General features: G+C 53.5%; 22 protein-coding genes and 1 riboswitch. Of the genes, 15 read left to right on the top strand and 7 right to left on the bottom strand.

What is annotated here, in order from left to right; translation table 11 throughout:
• Positions 1-122: 122 nt before the first annotated feature.
• From AC4LF3_RS20155 to AC4LF3_RS20135, 5 genes are all read left to right on the top strand, one after another.
• A complete protein-coding gene (locus AC4LF3_RS20155) occupies positions 123-245 on the top strand; it encodes a hypothetical protein (protein ID WP_280117362.1) in 123 nt (40 codons plus the stop codon).
• Between the two features lie 632 nt (positions 246-877).
• Positions 878-1,126 carry a hypothetical protein gene (locus AC4LF3_RS20150; RefSeq protein ID WP_010798589.1) on the top strand — a complete coding sequence of 83 codons (249 nt, stop codon included), beginning with the start codon at positions 878-880 and terminating at the stop codon, positions 1,124-1,126.
• 162 nt (positions 1,127-1,288) lie between these two features.
• Positions 1,289-1,804: a cupin domain-containing protein gene (locus tag AC4LF3_RS20145; protein ID WP_491836465.1), complete on the top strand. Its 516-nt coding sequence runs from the start codon at positions 1,289-1,291 to the stop codon at positions 1,802-1,804.
• A 426-nt stretch (positions 1,805-2,230) separates the two neighbouring features.
• Positions 2,231-3,424 (top strand): GAF domain-containing sensor histidine kinase, encoded by a 1,194-nt coding sequence (locus AC4LF3_RS20140; RefSeq protein ID WP_491836464.1) that lies wholly within the window; start codon positions 2,231-2,233, stop codon positions 3,422-3,424.
• A gap of 94 nt (positions 3,425-3,518) precedes the next feature.
• Positions 3,519-3,755, top strand: coding sequence for a hypothetical protein (locus AC4LF3_RS20135; RefSeq protein ID WP_010798593.1), 237 nt, complete (start codon positions 3,519-3,521; stop codon positions 3,753-3,755).
• 47 nt (positions 3,756-3,802) lie between these two features.
• Here the strand turns inward: AC4LF3_RS20135 and AC4LF3_RS20130 are convergent, their stop codons facing one another.
• Positions 3,803-4,414 (bottom strand): NAD(P)-dependent oxidoreductase, encoded by a 612-nt coding sequence (locus AC4LF3_RS20130; protein ID WP_491836462.1) that lies wholly within the window; start codon positions 4,412-4,414, stop codon positions 3,803-3,805.
• Between the two features lie 111 nt (positions 4,415-4,525).
• Between AC4LF3_RS20130 and AC4LF3_RS20125 the strand changes: the two genes are divergently transcribed.
• Positions 4,526-4,900 carry a winged helix-turn-helix transcriptional regulator gene (locus AC4LF3_RS20125; RefSeq protein ID WP_010798595.1) on the top strand — a complete coding sequence of 125 codons (375 nt, stop codon included), beginning with the start codon at positions 4,526-4,528 and terminating at the stop codon, positions 4,898-4,900.
• A gap of 18 nt (positions 4,901-4,918) precedes the next feature.
• Here AC4LF3_RS20125 and AC4LF3_RS20120 read toward each other — a convergent pair whose 3' ends face one another.
• Entirely contained in the window at positions 4,919-5,968 is a 1,050-nt protein-coding gene (locus AC4LF3_RS20120; RefSeq protein WP_491836844.1) for a DUF1615 domain-containing protein, read from the bottom strand.
• 338 nt (positions 5,969-6,306) lie between these two features.
• Between AC4LF3_RS20120 and AC4LF3_RS20115 the strand changes: the two genes are divergently transcribed.
• Both AC4LF3_RS20115 and AC4LF3_RS20110 read left to right on the top strand, forming a co-directional pair.
• Positions 6,307-7,458: a dienelactone hydrolase family protein gene (locus tag AC4LF3_RS20115; protein ID WP_491836460.1), complete on the top strand. Its 1,152-nt coding sequence runs from the start codon at positions 6,307-6,309 to the stop codon at positions 7,456-7,458.
• A gap of 19 nt (positions 7,459-7,477) precedes the next feature.
• Complete coding sequence (locus AC4LF3_RS20110; RefSeq protein ID WP_491836458.1) at positions 7,478-7,816, top strand: YceK/YidQ family lipoprotein; 339 nt, start codon at positions 7,478-7,480, stop codon at positions 7,814-7,816.
• A 232-nt stretch (positions 7,817-8,048) separates the two neighbouring features.
• Here AC4LF3_RS20110 and AC4LF3_RS20105 read toward each other — a convergent pair whose 3' ends face one another.
• Positions 8,049-8,225 (bottom strand): hypothetical protein, encoded by a 177-nt coding sequence (locus tag AC4LF3_RS20105; RefSeq protein WP_491836457.1) that lies wholly within the window; start codon positions 8,223-8,225, stop codon positions 8,049-8,051.
• A 494-nt stretch (positions 8,226-8,719) separates the two neighbouring features.
• On the opposite strand from AC4LF3_RS20105, the gene AC4LF3_RS20100 reads away from it, so the two are divergent.
• Complete coding sequence (locus tag AC4LF3_RS20100) at positions 8,720-8,905, top strand: hypothetical protein (RefSeq protein WP_122044094.1); 186 nt, start codon at positions 8,720-8,722, stop codon at positions 8,903-8,905.
• Positions 8,906-8,979: 74 nt separating this feature from the next.
• Here the strand turns inward: AC4LF3_RS20100 and AC4LF3_RS20095 are convergent, their stop codons facing one another.
• Complete coding sequence (locus AC4LF3_RS20095; RefSeq protein ID WP_019364986.1) at positions 8,980-9,120, bottom strand: hypothetical protein; 141 nt, start codon at positions 9,118-9,120, stop codon at positions 8,980-8,982.
• 154 nt (positions 9,121-9,274) lie between these two features.
• Complete coding sequence (locus AC4LF3_RS20090) at positions 9,275-11,332, bottom strand: UvrD-helicase domain-containing protein (RefSeq protein WP_491836454.1); 2,058 nt, start codon at positions 11,330-11,332, stop codon at positions 9,275-9,277.
• A 708-nt stretch (positions 11,333-12,040) separates the two neighbouring features.
• Here AC4LF3_RS20090 and AC4LF3_RS20085 point away from each other — a divergent pair.
• The 3 genes from AC4LF3_RS20085 to AC4LF3_RS20075 all read left to right on the top strand — a co-directional run bounded on the left by AC4LF3_RS20085 (position 12,041) and on the right by AC4LF3_RS20075 (position 16,578).
• Positions 12,041-13,462, top strand: a complete 1,422-nt coding sequence (locus tag AC4LF3_RS20085; protein ID WP_491836452.1) for an OprD family outer membrane porin — start codon at positions 12,041-12,043, stop codon at positions 13,460-13,462.
• A gap of 337 nt (positions 13,463-13,799) precedes the next feature.
• A complete protein-coding gene (locus tag AC4LF3_RS20080) occupies positions 13,800-15,347 on the top strand; it encodes a TerC family protein (RefSeq protein WP_491836450.1) in 1,548 nt (515 codons plus the stop codon).
• A gap of 223 nt (positions 15,348-15,570) precedes the next feature.
• A complete protein-coding gene (locus AC4LF3_RS20075; protein ID WP_404628351.1) occupies positions 15,571-16,578 on the top strand; it encodes a TerC family protein in 1,008 nt (335 codons plus the stop codon).
• A 48-nt stretch (positions 16,579-16,626) separates the two neighbouring features.
• Here the strand turns inward: AC4LF3_RS20075 and AC4LF3_RS20070 are convergent, their stop codons facing one another.
• Both AC4LF3_RS20070 and blaLUT read right to left on the bottom strand, forming a co-directional pair.
• Positions 16,627-17,934, bottom strand: coding sequence for a glycoside hydrolase family 5 protein (locus AC4LF3_RS20070; RefSeq protein WP_491836448.1), 1,308 nt, complete (start codon positions 17,932-17,934; stop codon positions 16,627-16,629).
• A 480-nt stretch (positions 17,935-18,414) separates the two neighbouring features.
• Positions 18,415-18,476, bottom strand: a riboswitch (Fluoride riboswitch).
• 43 nt (positions 18,477-18,519) lie between these two features.
• Entirely contained in the window at positions 18,520-19,410 is an 891-nt protein-coding gene (gene blaLUT, locus AC4LF3_RS20065) for an LUT family class A beta-lactamase (RefSeq protein WP_491836446.1), read from the bottom strand.
• 312 nt (positions 19,411-19,722) lie between these two features.
• Between blaLUT and AC4LF3_RS20060 the strand changes: the two genes are divergently transcribed.
• The 3 genes from AC4LF3_RS20060 to AC4LF3_RS20050 are packed head-to-tail and all read left to right on the top strand — an operon-like array spanning position 19,723 to position 22,794.
• Positions 19,723-20,742, top strand: coding sequence for a 2-hydroxyacid dehydrogenase (locus tag AC4LF3_RS20060; protein WP_074829354.1), 1,020 nt, complete (start codon positions 19,723-19,725; stop codon positions 20,740-20,742).
• Between the two features lie 12 nt (positions 20,743-20,754).
• Positions 20,755-22,374 (top strand): L-lactate permease, encoded by a 1,620-nt coding sequence (locus tag AC4LF3_RS20055; protein ID WP_434140815.1) that lies wholly within the window; start codon positions 20,755-20,757, stop codon positions 22,372-22,374.
• A 60-nt stretch (positions 22,375-22,434) separates the two neighbouring features.
• Positions 22,435-22,794 (top strand): DUF5064 family protein, encoded by a 360-nt coding sequence (locus AC4LF3_RS20050; protein ID WP_491836443.1) that lies wholly within the window; start codon positions 22,435-22,437, stop codon positions 22,792-22,794.
• Positions 22,795-22,823 lie beyond the last annotated feature (29 nt).

Raw genomic sequence — 22,823 nt, 5'->3', positions numbered from 1 at the left:
CGGTTCATCATAAGTCCTTGAAACATAATGAAAGCATTTATAAGCGTAATAATCAGGCATCCTTGTAGTTACTGTCTTTAATGAACCAACACGTTCATAAATACAGCTAGGTGAACCTACTATTGAATGCTTTTATAGAATGGCTGCTGAGCGAGCCCGAGCGCACCAGTGATTGGGACTGGTTAGGTGATCTGGAAGCACGTAGCGCTGAAGATGAGCGTGACGATACTGACGTGGAGTTTTAAGCGTATGAGGCGTTATCGGTATGCTTCATTTTCTGCAGTTTGCCGCAGCCTTAAAAGCCTTTATCCGCTTAATATAACGTTAGCCACCTCTTCCCCATAATGCGATCCGTGAGAGGAAAGCTGCCTCAAGCTTAAAGCTTCTGCTTTAGCGGATAACGCCCTTTCTTTTCGACCGATAAGGTTTGATATACAGAGAAGCCTTATCCTTACAACCGAACATCCGCCTTGCCACGGAATAAAAACCAAGCGCTCTTTACCAGCAAGCTTTCAACGGCAACTGGCTAACAACTGGAAGGAGCGGAGCATACTTTTGCAGGGTCAGTAACTCAGGGACAGCGGGCAGCACGAAGCCCTGCATGCTCCAGCAAACCTCGTTATCTTTGCTTCCGCTCCAATAACTCATCTCACTTGACCACTCTTCATCAGGCGAAGCCAACTTCCTTCGTTAAGATCTCTCCTTCTTCAGATCACGCCGGTTTTCTGACGGGCCCTGCGCCAAGCGTATCAATCACCATTGTAATTGGCGCCTATCGGCCATAAGTGATCGTTCGGAGGATGATGCTCGGAAAAGCATCGTTGCAATGCTATTAAAGTAGCCAGGCAAGCAATCAGACTTGCCAGGTAGTTGGACTATGGAAACGAGTGATCGCCCCGTGAAACCTGACAATGTGGTTCATGAGTACACGTCTGCATTAGTACTGGGCATTCGCTTCGTCTGTGTATTGGCGCTGTCTGCAATGATTGCCGGTAAGCTTTCCAGGCTTATGGGTACTGACAATGTTGTTGTTTATTTCCTGGTGTTTATTGCGCTGGTCGTGCTGTTGAACAAGATTCTGGAAAGCCTGTTTGCGCGCCGCAAGTTGGTGCCGGAAGAGGAATGAGATTTACATTACTGCTTCCTATACCATCGGTACCATTGATCGCTGACGCGGTTAGCGATCGCACTTCATGGTATCGCTTGCACAAAGGAGCAAAAACGGAATCCGTCATCGCTCTATGATTGTCTATGCTGCATGACCAGACGCCCCACGGATCTCGCAGCCATGACAACAATTCCCGCCAACAAGGCAGCCGTGCTGGCTCAAGCGCTTATTCGCAACCTGAGCAGTGCGTCGCTGACGCATGAAACCTACGGCCCTTTGTTTGAAAGTCAGAGCGGCAGCCTTTCTGAAGGAACGGCTGCACAAAAGCTTGGTTTTTCGCTGGATATCGTTCCGCCAGGTAAGCGCTCATGTCCCTATCACTTTCACCATGCTCAGGAAGAGGCATTTCTCATTCTAGAGGGCACGGGTACGCTGCGGGTGGCAGGCGAGTATGTGCCGATACAGGCCGGCGATGTGCTTTTTATTCCTGCCGGCCCTGACTATCCACATCAGATCATCAATACGTCTCACGCTGAGTTGAAATACCTGTCAATCAGCACGAAAGAGTCGCCCGAAGTCGTGGAGTATCCAGCTTCGGGTAAGTACCTTGCGACTGCCAGTACCAAGGGAATCAAGGCGTTTCGCGCTCTACAGAGGACCGAGGCCAACTTGGACTATTGGGAAGGTGAAATCTGAACACGGCTGTGTTCTGGAGGCCTCTCTATGCCCGAGGTTATGTCGTTAGAGAGGCATTGCTTGCTGCCGTGACCTGTATGGGCGTGCGCTTTTTCCATTTTCAGCCAGCAGCCACCTTGTTACAGGCACGGTCGTTATAGAACACTATTCTGCTAATACGGTAGCGCTTCACGCTCAACAGCGTCCCACTGTGTAAGCCTCCGGGCAAGCCTAAGCCAGGGATGTGTCATGCAGGCGGCTCTTGAGCCATCCGAGGGTAAAAGACGGCAATGGCAAGCGACTTTGAAAGTCGTCTCCCTGGCCAGGAGTCTCACCTGTGTAAACTGTATACGTCCAACGGTTGTCAACGAAACGATAATCGCGTTCACTACCCTGATCTATCGTCAGGGGCAGCCGTGAAGTACGCCTCGCTTCAAGGTATAACTCATGATGCGTACACTCGAGAATGATCTTTCCATCATCGCTAGAATCAGTGCTGTTGGCGTTATTCTCAAGGTCATATCTGAAAGCACCCTTCTTCGTTTTGTCGCAATCGCACGGGTAACTGAAGATTCCTGGACAACCTGTGCCGTATTGGACCTGATCGGCTTTGGGCTCAAGGTAGGCGATCCTCTGGATGTCACCACAACACTGTGCCGCGAAGTCCATGCAAGCCAGGACTCGATCCTGATCAATCACGCCAGTGCAGATACGCGTTACTGCAGCCACCCAACCCCCAAGCAGTATGGTTTTGAAAGTTATATCTCGGTTCCCATCTTCCGACGCGATGGCAGTTTCTTCTGCACCTTGTGCGCACTGGATCCAGAGCCCGCGAATCTGGACGAGACGAAAACCTTGGCAATGATGAGTTCGTTTACTCATCTGCTTTCGCTGGAAATAGAAACCCAGGAAAACCTTATCGAAACCGAAAGCAAGCTGCTTGATGAAAAGCTGACGGCCAAATCCCGAGAGCATTTTCTTGCCTTGGTTGGCCATGATCTGCGCAATCCACTGTTCTCCATTTGTGCGGGTGCACAGCGGCTACTGAAAACACCGCGCGAGGATCAGGAGCGCTCGCTGGTCGAACTGATCCACGCTTCTGCCCAGCGAGCCCTACGAATGGTGGAAGACATCTTTGATTTCTCCAGAGGACAGCTGGGTAACGGCATCCCGCTAGCCAAGGAGGAACGCGGCAACCTGGAACTGCACCTTCGGCAGGTCGTCAATGAGCTACAGGCAACCTACCCTGATCGCTGCATTGAAAGCGCGGTAAATACATTGGGGACGGTCTATTGCGATTGCGACCGCCTGGCGCAGCTTCTGTCGAACCTGACAGCCAACGCCATTCAGCACGGCAATCCGCAAAGCCCTATTCTGATCCGTGCAGAGGTGGAGAATGGTTTACTGACGCTATCCGTTCACAACGATGGCGAGCCTCTTTCTGAAAACATCCTGTCCGGCCTGTTCCAACCGTATTGGCGAGCCAGCCGAACGACGCTTCAGACCAACCTGCAACAGGGGCTGGGTATCGGGCTGTACATCGTCAATGAAATCGCCCGCTCCCATGGTGGCCATATGAAGGTAAATTCCAACCGAGACAGCGGGACGGTATTCACCCTCACCATGCCAGTAAATCGCTAGCAAGCAAGCGCTCTAGCATCGCCTTTCGAGCCGAATGGCAGGAACATCGGCGGTGCTGTACCTGTCGAAGTGAAAACATCAACAGAATGGTTTTATGACAGTGAACGCCTTGAAATACCGCCTTGCCTCGCTCGATCCGCCCGTCAAGTACACACTTGAGAGTCGCGGCGATGTATTTGTCATTACGCTCATCGACCCGCGAACACCTGCCAAGGTTGAGCGGAGCCTGCTTAATCGTCATGCCGCGAATCAGGAACTCATGAACACCATCATTGAAGATGCCATCCATGAACTCCGTCGCAAAAGTTCTGCCGTTGCACGGGATCTATAAGCGCAACCGCTTACGAGCAAGCGAACGGTAACGATTCTGTCCTCGTTTTAGTACCCAACGGTAAACCGCTTGCGGAGATGCCTGCCTTGCTCCAGTTCGTCAACCATGGCGATTGCATAATCTTCGAATGAAATGTGGCTCCGTCCCTTCTGATCTACCAGTAGGCTGTCTTCACCCAGTCGAAACGTCCCAGTGCGTGGCCCATGTACGAATTCGGCCGAGGGCGAAAGAAGTGTCCAGTCAAGCGCTGGCTCCCTTTGTAACCGCTCGAGAAAGAGAGCGCCTGCCGAAGCCTCTGGCTTGTATTCCGCTGGGAAATCAGCCGTATCGATTACTCTGACTGCGGGTGATACCTCAAGGCTTCCCGCGCCACCCACTACCAGATAACGTCTGATCCCAGCCTTTTTTACCGCTGAGATAAGAATTTCCGGGTTGCTGCTGGTAAACATAACGGCACTGATAACGGCGTCATGACCCTTTAGGACACCCGTTAGTTCAGCTTCGTTATTCGCATCGACCGCTACCGGTAGTACACCTCCTGCCTTTTCTATACGAGAGGCATTTCTGGCAATTGCAGTCACTTGATGCCCTCGCTTCACCAACTCATCCTGAATGCACGAGCCGGCATTTCCTGACGCGCCAATTAATGCAACCTTCATGTATAGTCTCCTTCCGTTAGTTAGTAACTTTCCGAAACCACGTTAATTGGCGCCGTACGTTCCGACAAGAACGCACCTTTTTCTCACTTGGTTACCTTGAGGTGACTGCCAATGAATCAAGCGGCTCTGGCACCCGACACATTTAGCGCTGACTGTCCAACCCGACGGATACTGGATCGAATTGCAGATAAGTGGACGGTGCTGATACTCGATCTTCTGCTGGAAAGCCCCCTACGGTTCAATGAGCTATTGCGCCGAATCGGCGGGCTTTCACAGAAGATGTTATCGCAGACATTGAAAACGCTCGAGCGGGACGGTCTGGTCTTGCGTACGGCATTTCCCACCGTTCCGGTCACCGTGGAATACCGGATCACCGAGCTGGGCGTTACCCTCGCCGAGACGCTCAAGCCACTTCGGTTGTGGGCAGAGGCGAATATGGAGGCGATCGATCAGGCCCAACTGCGCTACGACAGCACGCCTAGGTAAACCAAGGCGTGCTGCACGTTACTTCGCACGCGCCAGACAGCGCTGGTAGCGCTCCTCGACACGCTTGGCAAACCAGGCGGTGGTTAGTTTGCGGGTAATCTTGGGGCTTTCGAGCGTAATGCCTGGCAATATGGCCCGAGGTAGCGATTTACCCGCTTTCTTCTCAGCCAGCTCGAAAACGCGGGTGTACAATTTGGATTCCTCGAAATCGAGTGTTTCTCCTTTTTCAAGCGCACGTCGTATGGCCAGTTCACTCATGTCCAGTCGTTTGCCCAACTTACGTACGGCCAGTTCGGTTGCACTCGGCTCCAGTGAGCCATAGCGGATCAGATCGCCGTCCAGCGCAAGAGAAACACCTGTCAGACTGCTCACTGCCCGTTGAAACGCAGCATTACGGCTCGAATACCAACCGGCATTGTAATCGGCAAATCGGTAGATCTGTTGGGTGTAGCTGACCGGATAGCCAAGCAGGTGTGCCGTCCCGAAATAAACACCGCCGCGTCGGGTAAAGACCTCGTTACGGATCGATCCGTCAAACGTATAGGGATAACCTCTGGATTGGCGCTCAGCGAACGCCACGCTGACCTGCATCGGCCCGCCAGTTTCAACAGGGTTGAAGCTGCCAAAGAGTGTCTTGCCCAGCGGAACCATGCCAATGAAGTCATCAAAGATATCGCTCAGCTCTTTTTCGGTATGTGCCGCAGCAAGTCGCTCGTTATAGGTTTTGCCGTTGGGTGACCGTAGGCTTAATGCGGTACGGACCAGAAAGGCCGGTATATGCAACTTGCCTGCGCGGCGATCGATTTCCTTCTTCGCAATCGAGCCCATGCCTGGTACCCGAGGGTTCGCCTGGAACGTTGACTCCTGCTCGGTCACCGCCAATACGGAACAGATGTTTTCGGTCGTTGGAGGAATTTTTTGCGCATCGAACGCCGTATAAATATCCCTGGCCCAGCCCTGGCGATCAGACACACTACCAGGCATGAGCCTGACAATCCTGGCTTGTACTTCAGTTGGGCTGGGCGCAGATACCTGCTGCGGAGAGTGTGTTCCACATCCTGCCAGCATCAATAGGGCTGTAAGTCCAAGAGCGTACCGGCCATAGCGTAAACCGCTATCCAGTCCCCTGGAAACGGAGTGGAATGATACAAGGAACGTGGCCACCGTGGGTGTGAGACGGAGGGTCTGCAAGGGTTATGGTTCCCGTGTCGAGGTGAGATGCGTGTGAGACCTGCCCCCTATCGAAAGAATTCCACCTCGATAGCAAACGTAACGGTCTGCATCATCCTATCGGATATCGGCCTGAACAGCTGAGATCCGGATTGCCAGAGGGCCCATCCATTTTTAAGTTGTCATACTGCTGTCTATACTCTCGCCTCAATAACAACAACAGCCGGAGTCGCACCTTGAATATTCTGAAATCTCTCGTGCTTTGCGGGATCAGCCTTGCCGCAACGGCAAATGCCCAGGCCCAGTCAGCTTCCGCTCCCATTACGGCCGACGCACTTCCCGGCAATTACCTGCTGCTCAAACAGAAGATGACCTATCCAGATAGCTGGCTGTCAGGTCATTACAAGCACTTTTCAAAATGGCGTACCCATGCCCAAACGCTACTGCGCGAGGCGTTGCTAACGCCAGATTCAAAGCGTGCCTTCAACGCTCAGGTTATTGATCAGCAGCAGCGTTCAGGCTACAGCGCTCAGAAGATCAGGTTCACGCTGACGGATGAAAGTCGTGTCAACGCTCTGCTTCTTTTGCCTGATACGCCCGGCCCTCATCCCGCGGTGCTAATGCTGCATGACCATGGGGCGCGCTTTGATATTGGCAAAGAGAAGATGGTCAAACCATGGGGTGATCAAACAGTATCTGCTTCCGCGCAGCAGTGGGCCGACAAATATTTCTCTGGCCGCTTTCCTGGCGATGAGCTGGCCAAGCGGGGCTATGTCGTGCTTTCGGTCGATGCCCTGGGTTGGGGTGAGCGCGGCCCGGTGACATACGAACAGCAACAGGCGCTTGCCAGCAATTTCTTCAATTTGGGACGTTCCCTTGCCGGAACAATGGCCTATGAAGACATGCGCTCGGTCGATTTTCTGGCAACGCTCCCCATGGTCGACACACGTCGCATCGGCGTTGTCGGGTTCTCCATGGGAGCTTTTCGCGCCTGGCAGTTAGCAGCCCTTTCAGACAAGGTTACGGCAACTGCTGCCATTTCCTGGTTTGGGACTTACCAAGGCCTGATGACGCCGGGGAATAACACATTACGCGGCCAGTCATCGTACTACATGCTGCATCCAGGCATACCGGCCCGGCTCGATATTCCGGACGTTGCCGGAATTGCTGCACCTCGTCCGTTGTTGCTTTTCAACGGTGGAAAGGACACGCTGTTCCCTTCAGAATCGGTCGAAGCGGCTTACGCCAAGGTGCACCGCATCTGGCGTTCTCAACAGGCCGAGCTGAATCTCACCACACAGCTGTGGCCCGAACTTGGCCACGTGTTTGTGCAGGAGCAACAGGAAGCCGCTTTTGTCTGGCTTGATCAGTGGCTCAAGCCACGTTGATATAGGAGGAACGATAGGCATGAAGCTTGACACGATTGCCATTGGCGTCCTGGCGCTGAGCCTGACTGGGTGTGGAACCCTCAATACGGTGTTCCAAGACGATGCGACTACCAGCTACAAGCTCAGGCAGCAGAAAACCTATTGCGAGTCCATAAGCCGGGTCTATAGCGGCGTGGCGTACGATTTCTGCTCACTCAACGCTCCGCCCGTTATCTATCCCCCACCTCAGGAAAAACATGCTGTTCCACTGATTGCGGTAGATATAGCGCTTTCTGGTGTGTTGGATACGTTGGTATTGCCTTATACGATCTATCAGCAGAACAAATACGGCAGTATGGAAATCAAGGGCCAGAAATAGTTTCTCCTTTTCCTTGCAGCCAGTAGTACCCGCTCGTAAGCGTTTGGATCTGCACTCGGTTAACCAGGTGTAATCGAGTACAGATGCTTACAGCGTGAACTAGGAATCGACCGAAGAACGGCCCAGGGCCAGAATACTGCACGGAGGCGTAGCCAGCAGTGTCTCGGCAAAACTTCCCAGCTAGAGCAAGGGATAGTGCTCCGTACGACCAACTACCAACACATCCACCTCATCACGGCTGCAATAGTTGATCACTGCAGCAATGGGCTGCAATCGCCTCGACATAATCAAACATAACCAGGTGCAATGCCGCTCGGCTGGCTTGCGCCATCGCTTGGGCACGCTTAGAGGCAGCAGTCCGCTGACAGCTGTTGTCCACCACAAAAAGGAGGCGTTGATAGCGATTCATCGCGCGGCTCCTTTGGGGCTCTCCCCCTACCTGATGCCACTATCGTCATACGCCTGTAAAGCCAAGGCTTGATACACATCAAGGAAATGAAGCAGACCTGCGTATTGCGGGACACCATAAGTCACGGCACATGATGTCACCCAGGTAGAAGGTGTTTCTCAGCCTGCCCCCAGTTATGGATATCGGCAGCGCCGATTATCCATACGTCGCCAGGTTTCGCATATGACGCAAAGGAGTGCTTAGCTTGGAGGTACGTTCAAGTGGGGCCTACGGAACTGACTGACATGGTCCAGGCTACCGCGCTCCGCTCAAACGACAGTCTGTAGTACGGCACGTCGGTTACCTACGTAACCAAGGCCATGATCGCTGGCGGTGAAATAAGGCTGAAATGAAAAGAGCGGTATGTATACAGCACGCACAAGCCTTGATGTAAATCAGTACCAGACGCTCTACATGAGCGTAACTATGGACGAAACCTTACATGGTCCCTGCCCATGAACATACTTATCAAACAGTCACCAGCCCACTCCCTGCTCCAGCTCATGATTCACGGCTGCGATCTACAAGCCGGAACAATGTTGGCCCAGGAGCGCCAGCATGAGCAGTCAGGCCCCATTCGCCTGTCCAGACATTTGAGACAGGGCTCCACTGCTTTTTTGGATCTTTATCAAAAGCGCTAATCGCTGTCAGGTTAATGTGTCATCCCTTGTGCTTACGCAACAGCTCGCATCAAGCACGAGGGATGGCACCCGTTTCAACGGACTGGATCAATGTTGCCAGTCGCCTTTTTAAGCTGTACCTGTTTTTGCGTACCCAGCAGAAAAGCCGCTTTTTCGGCAAAACTGGTGTGGATATGCAAGGCATTGGCTGGATTACGAAACAATTGATGAGTCATGGCGCTACCCTCTTTAACTGGTGGGCTCTTCAAGGAAGAGACAGGTTCACCATAGGCAGCGCAGGCGCAGGCTAGAAATGTTTTGTAGCACTAGTCATCATCAGCCAAATCGATAATCGGAGAAACAGATTCCTTTTCAAGGGTTTAGCCGCTATCAACATGGCCCTCTCGATTTGGTCGTATACCAGAGTACACGACTAACTCCTCGTGTGATCGCGACATAAGAGAGCCTTGATGACTCATCGGCCATTGCTTGATCATAGGTGTTCTGAAAAAAACCAGACGCTCTATACAATGCGTTGCGCAGCGGATGGGGTAAGGCACCGGCTCCGTCGTCCACAACAATGGCTACTTCAGCCTGTAATCCCTTCGCGCGGTGAATGGTATAGCAGCGAACAGGTAGCGCCTTGTCGAGATGGCTTTGAAGAGTCTTGAGCGTCTCATTGCGTCGGCTCAACACCAACACCGCAGTCCGCTCCGAAGAGTTCCGACTTGCAGCGTGGGCGCACTGAGCCTCGATCTCCTTTACCACTTCCGGCAGGCGACTCTTGAAATCGAACCGTGTAACCGCCTGCACGCCATGATCACCTCGCTTGACAGTCCTGGCGGCCTGGCAGGTCTTTTCCTGCTTGAATACTACGCCAGCCAATACTCTCTCAGCGTCCCGAATAATGGGTTCCACGGAGCGGTAGTTGGTAGCCAGCGTCAGAACGGTACTTTTTCTGTTTCGCCCCTGGCTTGGAAAATGACGGTCGAAGTTCATGAAGAGTTCGGGAGAGCTTCCTCGCCAGCCATAAATGGATTGCCAGTCATCCCCTATCGCCATAAGACTGATTGCCCGCTTCTGACGGGCCAGATATCCATGGACGGCTTGCAGCCACAATACGATCTGTGGGGAGATGTCCTGAAATTCATCGATCAGCAGATGACTGAAGGGCATCAGCATTTCCGGACAGATACTCCGATCGTTTCGATTGAGCCGATCGGTAAGCTCCTGAAACGCACGGTTGAACGTCAGCAGGCCCCTCTCTTTCAGACAGGCTTCAAACGTTTTCCAGAAGAGCCCCAGGGCCTCGATAAAGATCTGCTCGCGAACGGAACACTGCACGCTATCGCTTTGTAGACGATCTATCCGTAGTCCCAGGCTTTCGATAAAGCCCGCCTGGACGTAGAACGCCTCAAAAAGCGGAACCGCTACGAACTCGCCCTCCAGCTTGAACGGCTTGAGTGGAGCGGGCCTGTTTCCTTCGCTTTCATCGCTTTCGTTAGCGATATTCAACAGCTTGTCGACCTTCCTCTTGAACGCCGGGACGTCTGAATAGGCACGCTGGTAGGCCTGTTTGAGCAGGTCCAACTGCACAGGATGAAGACGGCCGCCTGTCAATGGATTGTCCAGCTCGGTAGCCGATGCTTTGCGATCGGACAGCTGCTCAAACCATACCGGCGCACCTAATGCGTCCTTAGCGAGCATACCCATCGCCGAATGAAAGGTCCGTACGCAGCTGCGCGCCTGCTCAGCTGAAAAAGAGAACTTCCAGAAGGACAATACCTTGATAAGCTGCTCGCGCAGCTGCGCGCAGGAGTCGTTAGTAAACGATATGACTGTGAGCTGTTCGGGCTTGATATCCAGATGGCATAGCATGAAGACTACGCGCAGCACCAGCGTAGTGGACTTGCCCGATCCTGCACCTGCAAAGATGCGCGTAGCCGGGCTGCGGCTGACAATCATACTCCACTGCTCGTCTGACGGCGCCCGGATCACTCCTGCTTTGACGGCTTCGGCTACGCGCTCATGCATCGCCTGAACGTGCTGCTCGGTTATAGACAGTAACGCAGGCCCATAGAGTCCTTCCGTGGCAGCTCTATGGGCCTTGGGCTCAGACTCCAAAGGCTTCTTGGCTCGTCCGCTCGGCTTCGTCGATCGCTTGGTCGCAGTCGCACTCTTGCTTTGAGCTTTTTTAGCTGTGGGAGCCGGCTTGCCACGCTTTGGAGAACCTTTTGCACCGTTTTCAGGTTTTTTGCGTGGGTTGACTTTCTGGGTGGGCTTACGGGCGACCATGGACTTGAGTTTATTGGTCAGCAACGAGCCCGCCTGCTTGCTTGGCTTGGGATGAGACAGCGGGCCATCACCATTGCTCTGCAGGTATTCCGTGGTACGTGGAAAATAGTTCGATAACGCCCCTGCCAGGTAGCGTTTAACAGCAGACAGCATGTGAATTCTATCCGGTTGAAACTCACCCTCAATGATACGGCGTTTTGGCTCGTTGTGCTGGATAGATAATCAGGGGAATGCTCAGTGTGGCTGCAACGAGCAGAAGCAAACTACCGGCAGCCAAGCACCCTTTTGAAAAACCATGCACCATTACAGAGCACACCTGTGCACAGTCGGTGCGCATTTCATTACCAATATCTTTCTCAGGCGTAACAATGGTTTAGCGACTGTTACCAAATGTATACAGGCTTAATGATATCGAAACTGCCCTGATTTTTTGCATTTACGCCATAAATATATGTGTAACGGACAAACATAAACCTGACTAATCAGTCATGTTTCCTTAGGTACAGCTTCTGCATAGAGCCCTGCGACGGACATGAAATCCTGGAACTGTTTCCATGGATCTCCATGCCGTTAAACGGCCTGCTTGGTTGCCTTGGCCCTGTCTCGATACGCCATTCGGGAAGTGAGCAAAGCGCAATAGAAGCAGAAACCCATTTTATTCAAATTGACTCGGCGAGACGGGTTTCTAAGCCATGGGCCTAGTACGTCTCGATTGAGGGAGAGCAAATACGTAAGCGTTGCGTTAACCGTCCTGGCAGAGCGTATAGCGCTGCGCCGCGGACACTTTCCTTCTGCCTGTCAGCAGGAAAAGCACCATGGGGCGTTTCACTCGAACTCCTATAAAAATCATAAGGAAAATAGATGTCTACTTTGTACCGCGCCGGTTTTACCCTTTCGCTACTTGCACTTTCGCTTGCAGCTCAGGCTCAGTCTCCGGCCCCTGATGATCCCAGCTACATCAATGAAGTCCAAAGCCTTCCCAATGTACAGCAGCCGGTCAAAGGCCAGGCAGGCGCCAAGGGATTTTTTGAAGACGATACGCTAACGCTGACCACGCGGAACTTTGCTGCTCGGGAGATCGGGCAAGACCGTTTCGGTTTCACCTATCCCAAGAACGGCTCCCGTCACTTCACTCATACTCGTAATACCTGGGTTCAGGGCACAGCGCTCAAATACAGCTCCGGTTATACGCAAGGTACCGTGGGGTTCGGTATCGATGTTGCTGGGTTCAATGCCATCAACCTGGAGCGAGGCAAGGGACGAATCGGTGGTGGCGGCAACCGTACGCTGGCAGACAGTGACGGTCATGGCCACGATGAATGGTCAAAGCTAGGGGTAGCTGATGTCCGTTTGCGTGTGTCCAATACCGAGCTTAAGGTCGGTCGCTTTCTGATTGATACACCCGTGGTCAGCTATAACGACAACCGCGCTCTGCCCTCCAGTTTTACCGGTTTCGGGATCGTCAGCGATGAATGGGACAACCTGTCGCTTCAAGCCGGCAGCTTCCGCCGTGCCAGTCCGCGAACCGGTGCAGGCGATGAGAAATTCACGACCGAATACGGTACACGTGAAGTCATTGGTGATCATTTGAGTTACCTGGGCGGTAACTACAAGCCGCTGGACGGGTTCGAGATCAGCCTCTACGGCGCACAGTTTGAAGACGTCTGGAACCAGTATTACTTGGGATTGAGCAAGACCGGCGGTGATATCAAGACGTTTGGCTGGAAAGCTGCATTCAATGGTTATCGTACCCTCGATCAAGGCGATGCGAAGGCTGGCAATATAAACAATACTGCCTGGAGCATGGCGCTTACCGGCAGCCATCAGGCTCACAGCCTGACGTTCGTGTATCAGCAGATTGAAGGAAACGAGTACTTCGACTATGCCCATGAGACCGCTGCGATCTACTTGGGCAACTCAATGTTTTCGGACTATAACGGGCCAAACGAGAAGTCCGCCCAGGTCCGGTACGAGACCGACTGGAGCTACTTCGGTGTTCCGGGTCTGACAACGGGCATCTGGTACGTTAAGGGCTGGGACATCGACGGTACACATTACAATCCCGGCAGTGGCAATTACGCTAACTATGCCGAAGTACTACAACAGGACGGGGAAACCCACCACGAACTCGGGCTGGTCGGCACATACCAGGTCCAGTCCGGCCGAATCAAGGACAGCAAGTTCCGCCTGATGCTGACCCGTCACAAGGCTAGCCAGAATCAGGTAGACGGCAGCTTCAAGGAGATCCGCCTCGTTTCCACATTGCCATTCAACTTCCTGTAATACCGAAGGACGCGCTTCGGCGCGTCCTTTCTCACCCTGCTGGTCCATAGCAAATTGTAATAGTTTCGCTTTAGGCAAATGTCTATCGCCCGGTTAAGCTCTAGGCTTTCCACTCTATCCAAGGTGTTATGAACACGTCCTCCGAACCTCCCAGTCGACGCTTCCCTTCCATATCGAGCGGCCCTGCTCAGCGTCACGTTGCCACTTCCTTACGCCCTTTCTGTTTACCTCATAATGCCCTCTCGTTGCCACGGTGCCTGCCCGATCATCCCATCGCGCACACCGATACTGCACACGGTCGGCTATTCAACTTCCAACAGATAGAGGCCTGATCCACATGGAATGGATTGCTGATCCCACCGCGTGGCTGGGGCTTGCCACGCTGATCGTGCTTGAGCTGGTCCTAGGCATCGATAACCTGGTGTTTATTGCCATTCTGGCAGACAAACTGCCGCCTCACTTACGTGACCGCGCCCGCATCATCGGCCTGTCGCTGGCGATGCTGATGCGTCTGGGTCTGCTGGCCGGCATTTCGTGGCTGGTAACCCTTACCGCTCCGTTGTTCGAGGTATTTGGCAAGAGCTTTTCCGGGCGCGACCTCATTATGCTGTTTGGCGGTATTTTCCTGCTCTTCAAAGCCACAATGGAATTGCATGAACGCCTTGAAGGACATGTCGTTCAGGCACGAAACAGCAAAACCTATGCGGCTTTCTGGCCTATCGTCGCTCAGATCGTGGTGCTGGACGCGGTCTTCTCGCTGGATTCCGTGATTACCGCGGCCGGCATGGTCGACCATCTCTCCATCATGATGATCGCGGTGATCGTCTCGATCGGGGTAATGATCGTTGCGAGCAAGCCTCTGACCCACTTTGTCAATGCACACCCTACCGTCATCATGCTGTGCCTGGGTTTCTTGATGATGATCGGTTTGAGCCTGACTGCCGATGGTTTGGGCTTTCATATTCCGAAGGGCTACCTGTATGCCGCGATTGGCTTCTCGATTCTGATCGAGCTGCTCAATCAGATCGCACGCCTGCGACGTCGTAAGAAGCTGCACGGAAACCATCCCTTGAGGGAGCGCACGGCATACGCGGTCATGCGCCTGTTGGGCGGGCGTAAGTTTGAAACGGACGAGGTGGATGACGAGATCACCGACCTGCTGGATGATGACCATGATCAAAGCGTCTTCCATCGCCAGGAACGCATTATGATCAGCAGTGTATTGAACCTGTCCGAACGGCCGATTCGCAGCCTCATGACTGTACGCTCCGATGTGGACTACATCGACCTTGCCAATACGGATGAGCACAATCGCCAGCGTCTGATGGACTCCCCTCACTCACGCCTGCCGGTCATACGAGACGGTAAAGTTGATGAGCCGCTGGGATTTATTCATAAGAAAGACCTGCTTCGTGAGTTGTTGGCAGGACACGATGTAGCATTCGATAGCGCTGTTCATGTCCCTATCGTATTGCCAGAAACCTGCGGGGCCTTGCATGCGTTGGAGCAGCTTCGCCATGCGTCGACGCACATCGCGTTTGTAGTCAACGAATTCGGTGATTTCGTAGGTGTGCTGACCATTACCGATATGCTTGAGGCCATTGCAGGTGATCTACCAGACGCCAGCGAAATGGAAGTGCCTGATATCCGCAAGGACAAGGACGGTTTTATCGTCAGTGGTAGACTCCCGCTGGGTGTTCTCAGGCAGCGCCTGGGCTTTCAGGCCAAGGCTACACAGGACTATCAGACGCTGGCCGGCCTCGTCATGAGCCTGCTGGATCGGTTGCCTGTCAAAGGTGATCGCGTGGAATGGCTAGATTGGAGTCTCACCGTGACCGATATTGACGAGCGACGCGTTAGCCGCGTTTATCTTCGCAAGCGATAAGGCCATTGACAGGACTCTTGGAAAAGGCGGCTTCACGCCGCCTTTTCTGTTCGCCCGCATTTGCTCGTTCCCCTCATAGAGTCGCAACGTTTTGTCAAACTTGTCAGTTGAGACGCTGCAGGAAAGGACTTAACGTAATCAGCGTGACGCCGGGCCCCTCTGACGGTCCTTACCGCCATGTCGGAGTCACAGCTGGTACAACTTCGACTGTAAGGAGGGGCTCATGAACACCCTAGAAGCGTTTCTGTTCGCCGATTTTCTTGGTACGGCCACATGGTTGTGGCTCGCATTTCTGGCTGTCGTTATCACCCTGCTCACGCTTGATCTTGGGGTTCTGCATCGTGACAATCACGAGATAGGGATCAAGGAAAGTCTATTCCTCTCGGCAGGCTATATCAGCATGGGCCTGTTGTTTGCCGTATGGGTATGGTTCCAGAAAGGCGGTGACGCCAGCATGGACTACCTGACCGGCTTTCTAATCGAAAAGTCGCTCTCCATGGACAATGTGTTTGTCATGGCGATCATCTTCAGCTTTCTTGGCATTCCTCGACAGTATCAGCACAAGGTGCTGTTCTGGGGAATCATGGGTGTAATCGTCCTCCGAGCGCTTATGATTGGCCTGGGCGCAGCCCTTATCCATCAGTTCAGCTGGATCCTTTATGTGTTCGGGGTATTTCTTGTCGTCACCGGCATCAAAATGCTGTTCGCCAAGGTGGATGAAGCTCCAAACCTGGAAGATAACGTCCTGGTCAAGTTCTTGCGCAGACGGATGCGCGTTACAAACGAGCTGCACGAGCAGCACTTCTTTGTAAGGAAACCTAATGCTGCCGGTCACACAGTCTGGTGGGCAACACCGTTGTTCCTCGCGTTGATTCTGATTGAGTGTGCTGATCTGGTGTTTGCGGTGGACAGCGTACCGGCGATCTTCTCGATCACACAGGACCCGTTCATTGTCTACACCTCGAACATCTTTGCGATCCTGGGTTTGCGTGCACTCTACTTTGCGCTGGCTGCCCTGATTCATCGCTTCGCCTACCTCAAGTATGCGCTGGCGTTGGTTCTGGTGTTCATCGGAAGCAAGATCTTCCTGGTGGGCATCATTGGCAAAATACCTGCCGCCTTGTCATTGAGTGTAACGCTGAGCTTGCTGGCGGGTGGCGTACTGGTATCACTCTGGAAAACCCGGTCAACGGAACCTGCCAAGATCGAGCGCCCCAACGCTGAGCGCTGATCAGGTTAATGCTCAAGCCCTGGCGCCTTACTCGCCAGGGCTTCTGCCTTACCAATGCCACCAATAGGCGTGCGTGTTTGTCTTTGCCTGGCAGATTGGAAGCCATGATGTCAGTGCAAACTGACAAACGAATGGCTTAGGTAGGGGAGCCGGTGCAGGCTGAGGTACTGGCGCGGGCTCAGGTACGGGCTGCGGTTGTGGAGCCGGTACTGGCTGTGGAATGGGCACGGGCTTTGGTTGAGGTTGCGGCTCAGGCTTGGGTTGGGGCACGGGCGGAGTTGGGCTTGCCGCTTTTTGTGGCCCAATAGACACACACGAATTACTAGTCTCCACGTACTTACGCAGGATCGGCCATTGGATGCGGTCCTTGCCGTCAACAGGCTCCACACTCAATACATAGTCATCACCCCATCCTGGCCCAGCAGCCCAGACAGAAGCAGGGATACAATTTTCAGCGAGGTACTTGAGAGTATTGTCGAGCGCAGGTAACCAGGCAGGATTATTGTTCGGAACACCGATTTCTCCCAGATAGCCTTTCTTGTTGTTGGCTTTCAACCACTCTACAAACGGCCTGACCCGATTGACACCAACCATAGGATCATTCATCCCAGCATCCCGAGGATTGGTATAAGTGCCAGAGTTGTTATCGTCCAGGTAGGTATGCGCTGAATAAAGAATCTTGTCGGCCGGATCCTTGACGGAAAGCAGACCTGCACTTGAAGACGACGACCATAGCCAGGCACTAGAGAAGTTTTCACCTTCCACTAATATGTAATGGGTATTATCGATGCGGCGAATACCATCGATACCCGCCTGCATGATGGACGCCACCGTACCCGACGTCGCATAGGGTTCATTCATCACGTCATAGGCGAACAAGGCAGGATGACTTCCCCATGTCATTGCCATTCGATACGTGACATCACGAAAAGCGTCTAGCGGGACATTTCGACTGCCAATCAGCTGATGCTTGTACCGTGCAAAGTTATGCAGGTCCAGAATAACCCGCATATTGTATTTGTGGGCGTAGTCCAGCGTCTGGGTTACAAGCCCAGCATAAGTTGGATCAAACGATGCGTAGGTGGTTTTCTGCAAACGTTCCCACAGGATGGGGAAACGAATGGTCTTTATGCCCTTTGCGCTCCACGCCTTGAAATACTGCTCCGTAGGAAAGATGTAGTTAACGCCATTAGCGCCCGGCAGCACCTCGGCTGCAAAACTTGCACCCGACATGTTCAGACTTACCAGGTCAATGCCTGCTTCGGCCGTTGATAACGCGGATAACAATCCAGCAGCCAGCACTACCTTTATGGCGGCCACGGCAAAACCTCGGGGCTTTAAGATCGCACCCTTCATAGCAGCTTCCTTGCATGAGTTGATGTCTCCCTTCCCGCCTCTGCGTAACAGAATGCGGAGGTAAAGGCCTCCCCAGCGCAGCGCAGGGAGGCCAGGAAGAACTATACGCGCTACGTTTGAAATCAAAGTGATAGCAGCGTCATAGTTATTTAGCTTTCTAGATATGCCTCATAAGATTTGACACAATCTTGTGCGCCAGATGTACTTTTGGGTTCAGGCGAAGCCCGCCTAGAAGATTGATCACACCTCCACGCGCGACACTCTCTGAATCGCGTATCGATGATCCAGAACCCCAGACCGGTCATGAATAGCGTTCCAGTGGGAAGGAGGGAAACATCCCATTCAGCGTTACACCAAGCCAAAAGTGCAACGCGCAGCCAGGAGAGCTACCGGTTACAGCGGCGGGAAAAGAAACGTACATGATTGACCTTTCCTGATGTGGGAAAGGTACAGGCACATGCCTACGAATCCTTCCAGACAGGGTTCGTAGGCATCATTAGCCCAAGGGCAGTTAAAGGAGGAATACCCTCTCCTGTACACCAGTTTAACTACCCGCTGCGCATGAGCGTAGCGTATGGGCTGGAATCAGCCTGTCACCCATTCAGCCACAATGCGCGCCGCATCGGCCAGCACGTCATTGCGCGCTTCCGCCTGCTGGTTTTCAAGAGCGGAATAGAGAGCCAGCACAACGGGTGCACGGCGAGGCGGCCAGAGGATAGCCACGTCGTTGGCCGAGCCGTAATCACCCGTACCTGTCTTATCGCCTACCTGCCAGCCAGCCGGTACCCCGGCCCGGATACGCTTGCCGCCTGTGGTATTGCCTTTCAACCACGCCTGCAACTGATGCTGTTTATCCGCAGCCAGCATGTCACCCAATGCCAGACGTTGCAGGCTCATTGCCATGGCCTGAGGGGTACTCGTATCACGAGGATCTCCCGGAATAGCCGAATTGAGTTCGGTTTCCCACCGATCGAGGCGAAAATGCGTATCGCCTATCGAACGGGCAAATGCGGTGACCGCTTCAGGGCCCCCCAGCTTTTTCATGAGCACATTGGCCGCGGCGTTATCACTGTACTGAATGCCTGCGGCGCACAATTCGGCAACGGTCATCCCAGTGGAAACGTGCTTTTCCGTCACGGGAGAGTATGTGACCAGATCGGCCCGGGTGTACGTGAGCCGCTCTTCGAGGAGCCCCGGTTCGTCTTGGCTTCGGGCGAGAAACGCTGAAGCGAGCATGACCTTGAACGTGCTGTTCATGGCAAACCGCTCATTGGCGCGATAGCCCAACTGTGCTCCATTTGCGGTATCGATGGCGCATACTCCAAGCCGTCCGTTCAGCTTCTGCTCCAACTTAGCCAGCCGATCTTGAAAGGAAGCATCATCCCGATTAGCGCCAGCCAGCGTACCTAGCGAATAAGACGCAGACACCACAGCGCTAGCCAATAAAAACGTTCGACGGTTCAGGATGACATTCATGGCGCGGGCTCGTAATCGACTATGTAGGAAAACAACCTACTGGTTACAGACGTCACGTCGCCTGTAACCAGTAGGGAAACGGTGCAAGCGTAGCGCTGATGGAAGTCGGCTTACCAGCACAAGCTTTCTCAGGATGTTTGCACAATTCGCAATTTTCGTGCTCAGGCTCAGTGAACCCCACGTTGAAGTAGCAGCCTAGACGGTTTCGTCTAGGCTTGGGGTATCTGTCTCAGATGTGGGCATTGCCATACTGGCCGTGCAGTAGCGGACGTCGGACGACCATTTCGTTCTTTTGTGACTTGAGGAGATCGCATGAAAATCACTGTTTTCAGCGCCCAGCCCTACGATCAGCGGTTTCTTGACGAAGCCAATAGACACCATTTCGCCCATCACAACTTCGAGTTCACCTATCAAAATGTCCCGCTCTCGCTTCAAACCGTTGCGCTCGCGCAGGGCAGCGACGCCATTTGCACCTTCGTCAACGATCAACTCGATGCGCCTGTTCTCGAAACACTCAAGGAATATGGGGTCAATGCGATTCTCCTGCGTTGTGCAGGTTTTAATAATGTAGACCTCGACGCTGCCGAGCGACTAGGGCTCTTTGTTGCGCGTGTCCCTGCCTATTCACCCGAAGCAGTGGCCGAGCACACCATTGCGCTTATCCTTACGCTTAACCGGCATACGCATCGGGCTTATAACCGCGTCCGCGAAGGCAATTTCATGCTGGAGGGGCTGCTGGGGTTTACGCTGCATGGCAAAACGGTCGGGGTTATCGGCACCGGCAAAATCGGTTTGGCAACGGCCCGCATCCTGAAAGGATTTGGCTGTCGCCTGCTGGGATACGATCCCATGCCTGCGCCTGAATTCAAGACGCTTGGGGATTTCGTTGACCTCGACATGCTACTGGCACAATCGGACATCGTGACGTTGCACTGCCCCTTGATGGACGCAACCCGTCACATCATCAATGAACGCACCTTGGCCGAGATGAAGCCCGGCGCCATGCTCGTCAATACCTCCCGCGGCGGACTGGTGGACACGGCCGCTGTTATAGAGGCACTGAAGAGCCGTCAGTTAGGCGCCCTGGCCATTGATGTGTATGAGCAGGAAAGTTTCCTCTTCTTCCATGATCGCTCATCCGACATCATTGATGACGATATCTTCCAGCGGCTGATGACCTTTCCCAATGTAATTGTGACCGGACACCAGGGCTTCTTTACCGTCGAAGCGCTACGCGAGATTTCCGAAGTAACACTGCGTAATCTGGAATGCCTGGTGAACGGGACAGCATGCTCCAATGTGCTGATCAATAGGGATCCGGCCGGCCGCTAAGGGAGCCCCGTCATGTGGCAACAACTATACGACCCGCTTGGTAACGCCTATCTCTCGGCTTTGGTGGCCGCGGTTCCCATCTTGTTCTTTCTGACAGCACTGACGCTTCTCAAGTTGAAAGGGCTGACCGCCTCCCTGTTGACCCTGGGCATTGCCGTGGTCTCCTCTCTGTTTCTGTTCGGCATGCCCCTTGGCAAAATCCTGAGCGCCGCACTGTTGGGCATCGCCAACGGTTTATGGCCGATTGGCTATATCGTGCTGATGGCGGTGTGGCTTTACAAACTGGCAGTCAAGAGCGGCAAGTTTGATGTCATCCGTGGCAGTATTGCCACCATTTCTGAAGATCAGCGCATTCAGGTCATCTTGATTGCGTTCTGCTTTGGTGGCTTTCTCGAGGGTGCTGCAGGCTTTGGTGTACCTATTGCCATCTGCGCGGCGCTTCTGGTCGAGTTGGGTTTCAAGCCGCTCAAGGCTGCCATGCTGTGCCTGCTGGCCAATGCTGCGGCTGGCGCCTATGGCGCCATCGGAATCCCGGTAATTGTTGGCGCGCAACAAGGCTCTGTGCCGCTGGATGACATGGCGCTGATGATGATCGCCATTGTTCAGCCAGCCACCCTGCTTATTCCGACGCTCTTGATCCTGGTACTGGATGGGTTGCGTGGCATCCGTGAAACCTGGCCGGTCCTTTTGTTGATCGGCGTGCTCTTCAGTGGTCTGCAGACGCTTACGCTGTATCTGCTAGGACCGGAGCTGGTGGATATCATCGCTCCGCTTGTATCCATGGGGGCCCTTGCGCTGTTCATGCAGGTCTGGCAGCCCAGCCGTATCTATCGCGAGTCTGACGCACCGCCACGCTCTACACAGCGTTGGTCTCTGATGCAGGTTCTGGCAGCCTGGTCGCCTTTTTATATTCTGACCGGAATCGTGCTGCTGTGGAGCCTGCCCGCATTCAAATCGCTGTTTGCAGCGCAGGGCCCGCTAGCGGCCAGCGTGCTCAAATTGAATGCCCCGTTTCTTCATCAGCAGATCGAAGAAATTCCACCAATTGCCGCTGTAGCTCATACCTTACCTGCTACCTGGAGCGTTGCGCTAATCAGCGCGCCGGGAACAGCCATTCTACTTTCAGTACTGTTAACCACACTGCTTTCTCCTACGCTTTCATGGCAGGGTGCAGGCGAGCAGTTGAAACAGACCATAAAAGAGCTGTGGCGTCCCTTGATCATGATCTGCCTCATCATGGGTGTTGCTTATATCGCCAATTTTTCAGGTGCCTCTTCTACCATCGGGCTTGCCTTGGCAGAAACCGGAAGCATCTTTCCACTGCTTTCTCCTGCTATCGGCTGGCTGGGCGTTTTTATCACCGGCTCGGTGGTCAACAACAACACGCTGTTTGCCCATCTGCAATCCGTGACAGCGCTTCAGATTGGCACCAGCCAGGCACTGCTTGTCGCCGCCAATACCAGCGGCGGCGTGATGGCCAAGCTGATTTCACCACAGTCGATCGCCATTGCCGCAGCCGCCGTGGATCAGGTAGGTGCTGAATCTTCGATTATGAGAATGGTGCTTCAGTACAGCCTGGCACTGTTGGCGTATGTTTGCGTCTGGACATTCATACTGTCGCTGCTGATTTGACGGTTACATCATCCACCAGCAGCGTTGAAACGTTAGTGATCATTCTTCAGGAGTTTGCTCATGTTCGTGCCCGGCCACATCGAAGTCGATCAGGTTGCCAATGGATACCTTCCTGCCATGCATTTGCTGCTGGAATATGCGGTCGACCCTGTTTCCTCAAACCAGCATGCTCACTTTCATCTCTCAGGCCACGTGGGCCAACGTGCGGTAGAAGAAAAGTTTTCCATGCACCGAGACGAAGCCTATAACTTCCTGGCGGAAATTGATCATCGCCTGCGCCGCTATGGTGTGCCTCTACCCAAGGCGAGCGTCTTTACGCATCACGAGGATTACGACCAGATGTTTGAAGATTTAAGAGGAAAACTGCATACCCAGCCGGGAGACCCCATAGATCTCGACCGGTTGGTAGGTGGTGAGTAAGCTGTCAGGGAGCGTTTAACAGCTCCTGC

Source organism: Pseudomonas sp. C2.3V, assembly GCF_058536325.1.
This window is presented reverse-complemented; position numbering and strand designations above follow the sequence as displayed.

Excerpts from the sequence above, each read along its gene's own strand:
- AC4LF3_RS20150 (WP_010798589.1), top strand. The coding sequence starts at position 878 with ATGGAAACGAGTGATCGCCCCGTGAAACCTGACAATGTGGTTCATGAG.
- AC4LF3_RS20145 (WP_491836465.1), top strand. The coding sequence starts at position 1,289 with ATGACAACAATTCCCGCCAACAAGGCAGCCGTGCTGGCTCAAGCGCTT.
- AC4LF3_RS20140 (WP_491836464.1), top strand. The coding sequence starts at position 2,231 with ATGATGCGTACACTCGAGAATGATCTTTCCATCATCGCTAGAATCAGT.
- AC4LF3_RS20135 (WP_010798593.1), top strand. The coding sequence starts at position 3,519 with ATGACAGTGAACGCCTTGAAATACCGCCTTGCCTCGCTCGATCCGCCC.
- AC4LF3_RS20130 (WP_491836462.1), bottom strand. The coding sequence starts at position 4,414 with ATGAAGGTTGCATTAATTGGCGCGTCAGGAAATGCCGGCTCGTGCATT.
- AC4LF3_RS20125 (WP_010798595.1), top strand. The coding sequence starts at position 4,526 with ATGAATCAAGCGGCTCTGGCACCCGACACATTTAGCGCTGACTGTCCA.
- AC4LF3_RS20120 (WP_491836844.1), bottom strand. The coding sequence starts at position 5,968 with ATGCTGGCAGGATGTGGAACACACTCTCCGCAGCAGGTATCTGCGCCC.
- AC4LF3_RS20110 (WP_491836458.1), top strand. The coding sequence starts at position 7,478 with ATGAAGCTTGACACGATTGCCATTGGCGTCCTGGCGCTGAGCCTGACT.
- AC4LF3_RS20105 (WP_491836457.1), bottom strand. The coding sequence starts at position 8,225 with ATGAATCGCTATCAACGCCTCCTTTTTGTGGTGGACAACAGCTGTCAG.
- AC4LF3_RS20100 (WP_122044094.1), top strand. The coding sequence starts at position 8,720 with ATGAACATACTTATCAAACAGTCACCAGCCCACTCCCTGCTCCAGCTC.
- AC4LF3_RS20095 (WP_019364986.1), bottom strand. The coding sequence starts at position 9,120 with ATGACTCATCAATTGTTTCGTAATCCAGCCAATGCCTTGCATATCCAC.
- AC4LF3_RS20090 (WP_491836454.1), bottom strand. The coding sequence starts at position 11,332 with ATGCTGTCTGCTGTTAAACGCTACCTGGCAGGGGCGTTATCGAACTAT.
- AC4LF3_RS20085 (WP_491836452.1), top strand. The coding sequence starts at position 12,041 with ATGTCTACTTTGTACCGCGCCGGTTTTACCCTTTCGCTACTTGCACTT.
- AC4LF3_RS20080 (WP_491836450.1), top strand. The coding sequence starts at position 13,800 with ATGGAATGGATTGCTGATCCCACCGCGTGGCTGGGGCTTGCCACGCTG.
- AC4LF3_RS20075 (WP_404628351.1), top strand. The coding sequence starts at position 15,571 with ATGAACACCCTAGAAGCGTTTCTGTTCGCCGATTTTCTTGGTACGGCC.
- AC4LF3_RS20070 (WP_491836448.1), bottom strand. The coding sequence starts at position 17,934 with ATGAAGGGTGCGATCTTAAAGCCCCGAGGTTTTGCCGTGGCCGCCATA.
- blaLUT (WP_491836446.1), bottom strand. The coding sequence starts at position 19,410 with ATGAATGTCATCCTGAACCGTCGAACGTTTTTATTGGCTAGCGCTGTG.
- AC4LF3_RS20060 (WP_074829354.1), top strand. The coding sequence starts at position 19,723 with ATGAAAATCACTGTTTTCAGCGCCCAGCCCTACGATCAGCGGTTTCTT.
- AC4LF3_RS20055 (WP_434140815.1), top strand. The coding sequence starts at position 20,755 with ATGTGGCAACAACTATACGACCCGCTTGGTAACGCCTATCTCTCGGCT.
- AC4LF3_RS20050 (WP_491836443.1), top strand. The coding sequence starts at position 22,435 with ATGTTCGTGCCCGGCCACATCGAAGTCGATCAGGTTGCCAATGGATAC.